This is a genomic window from Solimicrobium silvestre (genome assembly GCF_002976435.1).
Lineage (GTDB): Bacteria > Pseudomonadota > Gammaproteobacteria > Burkholderiales > Burkholderiaceae_D > Solimicrobium > Solimicrobium silvestre.
The window spans coordinates 1-526 of sequence record NZ_PUGF01000067.1 but is presented as its reverse complement, the minus strand read 5'-3'; the positions used below and the strand labels follow the sequence as shown (position 1 = coordinate 526).

Annotated in this window: 1 protein-coding gene; it reads right to left on the bottom strand. The window is 53.8% G+C overall.

Annotation, left to right across the window (positions count from 1 at the left end; translation table 11 throughout):
- The coding region (locus tag S2091_RS23750) for a hypothetical protein (RefSeq protein ID WP_480935829.1) at positions 1-526 on the bottom strand (526 nt) is incomplete at both ends.

Sequence of the window (526 nt, the reverse complement as noted above, 5' to 3'; positions counted from 1 at the left end):
CTTTGGATCGTATTCACTTGGCTACCGCTGACTTGGGTCAGTTGGTTACTGGTGCTGCCATAGCTGTATTGGGTGTTCGTTCCGCCATTGCCCATCGTGGTGCGGTTGCCGACGGCATCGTAGTTATAGCTAAAGCTGCTGGTGGCATTGATGGCACTATTTAACCGGTTTAACGCGTCGTAGGTGTAATTGACCGCCTGGGCTGGATCGGTTTGGGTGACTAACCGGCTACCGGCGTCGTAATTTAATATCCGGTTTTGTTGGTTGAGGCTGTAGCTGGTGGTACGGCCATCCAGATCGGTGGTGTACTTCACGGTGTTGCCGGTGCCGTTCACGTACGAGAGGACTTTGCCGGTCGGGGCGTACAGCACGTTGGTGACTACGTTAATGGTCGTGCCATTGTTGATGCTGGTGAGTTGCGTTACACGGCCTAAGGCATCGCGGGTGTAGATCAGTTGACGACCGCTCGGGTACATCACACTGGCTAATTGACTGGCGTTGTCATAGGTATAGCTGGTGGTGTAGG